The 5,527-nt window shown below is 71.5% G+C and carries 5 protein-coding genes; all 5 read left to right on the top strand.

Translation table 11 applies throughout. The features are described from left to right. Positions 1-805, top strand: an 805-nt coding sequence (gene tilS, locus VFZ20_RS13745; protein ID WP_329684466.1) for a tRNA lysidine(34) synthetase TilS, incomplete at its 5' end; no start/stop codon positions are given. Further along, positions 805-1,365, top strand: a complete 561-nt coding sequence (gene hpt / locus VFZ20_RS13740; protein ID WP_329684465.1) for a hypoxanthine phosphoribosyltransferase — start codon at positions 805-807, stop codon at positions 1,363-1,365. The genes tilS and hpt, both read left to right, overlap by 1 nt. Positions 1,366-1,433: 68 nt before the next feature. After that, positions 1,434-3,422, top strand: coding sequence for an ATP-dependent zinc metalloprotease FtsH (gene ftsH, locus VFZ20_RS13735; RefSeq protein WP_329684464.1), 1,989 nt, complete (start codon positions 1,434-1,436; stop codon positions 3,420-3,422). A gap of 269 nt (positions 3,423-3,691) precedes the next feature. Continuing rightward, positions 3,692-4,606, top strand: coding sequence for a dihydropteroate synthase (gene folP, locus VFZ20_RS13730; protein ID WP_329684463.1), 915 nt, complete (start codon positions 3,692-3,694; stop codon positions 4,604-4,606). Continuing rightward, a complete protein-coding gene (gene cdaA / locus VFZ20_RS13725) occupies positions 4,603-5,406 on the top strand; it encodes a diadenylate cyclase CdaA (protein WP_329684462.1) in 804 nt (267 codons plus the stop codon). The genes folP and cdaA overlap by 4 nt, the downstream gene beginning before the upstream one ends. The last annotated feature ends 121 nt before the right edge of the window (positions 5,407-5,527 follow it).

The following is a 5,527-nucleotide window of genomic DNA, read 5'->3' as shown; positions in this document are numbered from 1 at the left end:
GTCGCTCGATCCCGCGCGCAACCGCATCCGGAACCGGCTGCTGCCGTACGCCGAGCGCCACGTGGCGCGGGGGGCGCGCCGCAGCCTGGCGCGGCTGGCCCGGCTGGCGGCAGAGGACGCGGCCGCGTGGGAGGCCGCCCTCGCGCCCCTGCTGGCGGAGACGGTCCGCGAGGAGGACGGGGCGCTCGTGCTTGTCCGGGAACGGCTTACGGCTTATGATTGGTCGTTGCGCGCCCGCGTGCTGCGGGCGGCGCTGCGCCGGCTGGGCGCCGTGCCGGACCGCACGGGAACCCGCCTGGCGCTTCAGTTTATCAGCGATGCACCCAGTGGACGCGTCCTGACGCTCCCGGGCGGCGTGCGCATCACCACCGAGTTTGGCGCGGCGCGCGTGGAACGCGTCACCGCACGGCCGGCGGAACCCGCCCCGGACGAGCCGCTCGTCATCGGCGAGGGCGGCGGGGAAGGGCGCTTCGTCATCGGCGGGCGGGCGGGGACGGCGCGGTGGACGCGCGGCCCGGCAGACGCGGACGACGGAGACGCGCGCACGCTGCGGATCGCGGCGGAGCGCGCCCGGTTCCCCCTGACGCTGCGGGGGCGGGCGCCCGGCGACCGCATCCGCACCCGGGCGGGCACGCGGCTGCTCAAGAAAGTGCTGGGCGAGGCGCGCGTTCCCCTGCGGGCGCGGCACGCCCTGCCCGTGCTGGTGGACGCGGAGGGCGCCGTCCTGTGGGTGCCCGGCCTTGTCACTGCGGACGGATGCACGCCCCGGCCCGGCGAACGGGCCATCACCCTAGCCGTTTTCTGATGTCGACCAGCGCGGAAACCCTGGCACGTACCGGGGGAAAGCACATCTCGCACGTCCTGTTCAGCGAGGAGCAGATCGCCCGCCGCGTGCGGGAGCTCGGCGAGCAGATCACCCGCGAGATCCCCGAGGGCGAGGACATCCTGGTGCTGGGGCTTCTCAAGGGATCGTTCATCTTCGTGAGCGACCTGGTGCGCGAGATCCGGCGCCCCATCGAGGTGGACTTCCTCATCGTCTCCAGCTACGGCGGCGGCACGGAGTCGTCGGGCGAGGTGCAGCTGCTGTACGCCCGGCAAGCCAGCATCGAGGGCAAGCACGTCATCCTGGTGGAAGACATCGTGGACAGCGGCACCACCCTCAACCGGCTCATCCCCATGCTGGAAAAGCGGGGGCCCAAGTCGCTCGAGGTGGCCGCCCTGCTGCACAAGCACATCGCCAAGGAGATGGTGCGCGACGCGAAGTGGGTAGGCTTCGACTGTCCGCAGGAGTTCGTGATCGGGTACGGGCTGGACCACTCCGAAAAGTACCGCCACCTGCCGTTCGTGGGCGTCATCGAGCCCTGAGCCGGCGGCCGGTTTCAATCTTGACGCGGGCGCGCTGACGCCGTCCGCGGGCGCAAGGAAAGCAGTCCATGGCAGACGAAGAAAAGGGCACGCCCAAGCAGCAGCCGCCCAAGCTGGGCCGGGTTACCCGGACGGCCGGGTTCTGGCTGCTGCTGGTGCTGGTCTCCATCATCGCCGTTCAGCTCACGAGCGGCGGCACCAAGCCCGTGCGCGAGATCACCTACTCGGAGTTCCGCGGCCAGGTGCGGGGCGGCAACGTGCAGGAGGTGACCATCATCGACGGGGTGCTGCTGGAGGGCACGGTCAAGCGGCCGTGGCGCAACCCCCAGCGCAACCTGGAGGTGTCGCGCTTTCGCACCCGCGCGCCCGTCAAGGACAGCGAGGCGCTGGTGGAGCAGCTGGAGGCCGCGGGCGTGCAGATCAAGGCCCGCGAGCCGCAGATCGGCTGGGCCGAGGTGCTGGTGCGCGCGCTCCCGTGGCTGCTCATCATCGGCCTGTGGGTGTTCTTCTTCCGGCAGATGCAGGCCAGCGGCAACAAGGCCTTCCAGTTCGGCAAGAGCAAGGCGCGGCTGCTGACGGGCGAGTCGCCCAAGGTCACGTTCGAGGACGTGGCCGGGGCCGAGGAGGCCAAGGCCGAGCTGGCCGAGATCGTGGAGTTCCTCAAGGACCCCAAGAAGTTCGGCCGGCTGGGCGGGCGCATTCCCAAGGGCGCGCTGCTGGTGGGCCCCCCGGGCACGGGCAAGACGCTGCTGGCCCGGGCCGTGGCCGGCGAGGCGGGGCGGCCGTTTTTCAGCATGAGCGGCTCGGACTTCGTGGAGATGTTCGTGGGCGTGGGCGCCAGCCGCGTGCGCGACCTGTTCGAGCAGGGCAAAGCCCACGCGCCGTGCATCATCTTCATCGACGAGATCGACGCGGTGGGCCGTCACCGCGGCGCGGGCCTGGGCGGCGGGCACGACGAGCGCGAGCAGACGCTCAACCAGCTGCTGGTGGAGATGGACGGCTTCGAGAGCAACGAGGGCGTCATCCTCATCGCCGCCACCAACCGTCCCGACGTGCTGGACCCGGCGCTGCTCCGTCCCGGCCGCTTTGACCGGCAGATCGTGGTGGACGCGCCGGACCTGCGGGGCCGCGAGGGCATCCTCAAGGTGCACCTGCGCAAGGTGCCCACGCACAGCGACGTGGAGGTGGGCGTGCTGGCCCGCGGCACGCCGGGCATGTGCGGCGCCGACCTGGCCAACCTGGTGAACGAGGGCGCCCTGCTCGCCGCCCGCCGGGGCCGCGAGAAGGTCTACATGACCGATCTCGAGGACGCCAAGGACAAGGTCATGCTGGGCGCCGAGCGCCGCTCCTTCGTCATGAAGGAGGAGGAGCGCAGGCTGACGGCGTACCACGAGGCGGGCCACGCCCTGTGCGCCATGGTGGTGCCCGGCAACGACCCGCTGCACAAGGTGACCATCGTTCCCCGTGGGCGGGCCCTGGGCATCGCCTTTACGCTGCCCGAGGACGACCGCGTGTCGGTCACCCGGCAGCAGCTGGAGGCGCGGCTGGTGATGATCTACGGCGGCCGCGCGGCCGAGGAGCTCATCTTTGGCCGCGACCGGGTGACGACGGGCGCCAGCAGCGACATCCAGAAGGCCACGGGGCTGGCCCGGCGCTACGTGACGCAGTGGGGCCTGTCCGACGCCGTGGGCCCGGTCGCCATCTCCGAGGCGGAGCAGGAGGTCTTCCTGGGCCGTGACCTGCAGTCGCGCCGCGAGGTGTCGGAAAAGACGGCGGAGCTGGTGGACGCCGAGGTGGCGCGGGTGCTGAACGACGCCCTGGGCCGCGCGCGCGGCACGCTGCGCGACAACGTGGACCACCTGCACGCCATCGCGCAGAACCTGCTGGAGCGCGAGACGCTGACCCGCGAGGAGGTGGACCTGCTGATGGCCGGCAAGCCGCTGCCGCCCATCAAGTCGGTGGACATCCCCGGCCCGCCGGAGGTGCCGGAGCTTCCGATCGCGGCCACGGAGCGTCCCAAGACGCCCACGCCCGAGCTCAAGCCCCGCCTGGCGTAAACGGCGGTACGGACGGTACGAGGTACGAAGGTACGGATCGGCTCCGCGTCTCCCCAGGCGCGGGGCCGATCTCGCGTTCAGGCGGGAAAGCCAAAAGCATTTCTCACGCAGAGGGAGCAGAGGCAGCAGAGTACTTTGTCGCGCGATGAAGTACTCTGCTGCCTCTGCTCCCTCTGCGTGAGAATGCAGTTGTCGTTGTCGTTTGCGCTGGAACCTGAGCCGGGTGCTTGCCTTTGCGCTTTCGGAGTTGATACCTTCGGCCTATGACGATGCCCAGCGCGCCCGCTTTCGCCTTCCCCGCCCAGTCCCCGGCGCCCATGCCGGGTGCGGACGTGGACACGTGGCGGATCGGCGGGCGCGTGCTGGCCCTGGACCGGCCGCTCGTCATGGGCATCCTGAACGTCACCCCCGACAGCTTCAGCGACGGCGGACGCTTCCACGCGCTGGACGCGGCCGTGCGGCGCGCGCGGCAGATGGCGGACGAGGGCGCGGACCTGCTGGACCTGGGCGGTGAGTCCACCCGGCCCGGCGCGACCCCGGTTTCCGCGGACGAGGAAGCCGCCCGCGTGGTGCCCGTCCTCCGCGCCCTGCGCGACGCGCTGGACCTGCCGCTCTCCGTCGACACCCGCAAGGCCGACGTGGCGCGCGCGGCCCTGGACGCGGGCGCCCACGTCGTCAACGACGTCTCGGGGCTGGCGGATCCCGCGATGGCCGGCGTCGTTGCATCCACCGACGCGGGGCTCGTGCTGATGCACATGCGCGGCACCCCCGACACCATGCAGTCGCTCACGGACTACGGGGACGTGGTGGACGACGTGGCGGCGGAGCTGCAGCCCTCGCTCGCGCGGGCGGACGCGGCGGGCATCGCCCGCGACCGCGTGGTGCTGGACCCCGGCATCGGCTTCGCCAAGACGGGCGCGCAGAACCTGGAGCTCATCGCCGGGCTGGGGCGGCTGCGGGCGCGCCTGGGGCGGCCCGTGCTGCTGGGGGCGTCGCGCAAGGCGTTCATCGGCGCGCTGCTGGGCGGCATTCCCGCGGCGGAGCGCGACGCGGGCACGGTGGGCGCGTGCGTGGCCGGGCTGGCGCGCGGCGCGCGCATCTTTCGCGTGCACGACGTGCGCGGCGCGCGGCAGGCGCTGGACGTGGCGTGGGCTGTTCTCCGCACGCCGGAGCGCGCGCCGTGAACACGCTCATGGAGCGCTTCGGGTTCCTGGCGCCGGACTGGAAGGATCTCTTCGAGATCCTCATCGTCGCCGTCGTGGCCTACCGCGCCCTGCTGGTGCTGGCGGGGACGCGCGCCATCCAGATGCTGCTGGGGCTGTTCGTCGTCATCCTGATGTACGCGGCGGCGCGCGTGCTGGACCTGCAGCTGGTGGAGTACCTGCTGGAGCGGGTGTTCGAGTACGGCGTGTTCGCCCTGCTCATCGTCTTTCAGCCGGAGCTGCGCAACGCCCTGGCGCACCTGGGGCAGAACCGGCTGCTCAAGTTCTTCTCCCGCCTGGAGCAGACGCAGGTGGCCAGCGAGGTCACCGAGGCCGTGGAGGAATTGTCGCGCAGCAAGACGGGCGCGATCATCGCCATCGAGCGCGAGATCGGGCTGGGCGAGTACATCGAGAGCGGCACGCCGCTCCAGGCCCGCGTGAGCGACGCCCTGCTGCTGAACATCTTTACCCCGTACTCGCTGCTGCACGACGGCGCCGCCGTCATCCGCGGCGACGATATCGTGGCGGCGGGCGTCATCCTCCCCCTCACGCAGCAGACGGTGAGCGACCGCTCGCTGGGCACGCGCCACCGCGCCGCCCTGGGCCTGAGCGAGGAGACGGACGCGCTCGTGATCGTCGTCTCCGAGGAGACGGGGGGCATTACCCTGGCGCACGGCGGCCGCCTGTTCCGCGGCCTGGGCATCGACGAGCTGCGCGAGATGCTCATCGAGGGCCCCCCCGCCGCCCCCGCCACGCGGTCGACGCTCATGGACGGCAGCTGACCGCGGTCCGCCGATTCGGTGAGAGTGTGTTGCCAAACCTCGGGCTTGAAAGCGTCATCCTGAGGAGCCGCCGCGCGATCTCTGCCGTGCTTGAGCCATGGCGGCGACGAAGGATCTTGCC

It is taken from the genome of Longimicrobium sp., assembly GCF_036280135.1.
In the GTDB taxonomy this organism is placed as follows: domain Bacteria; phylum Gemmatimonadota; class Gemmatimonadetes; order Longimicrobiales; family Longimicrobiaceae; genus Longimicrobium.
Note: the sequence above shows the minus strand (reverse complement) of the source record. Positions and strands in the feature narration are given on the sequence as shown.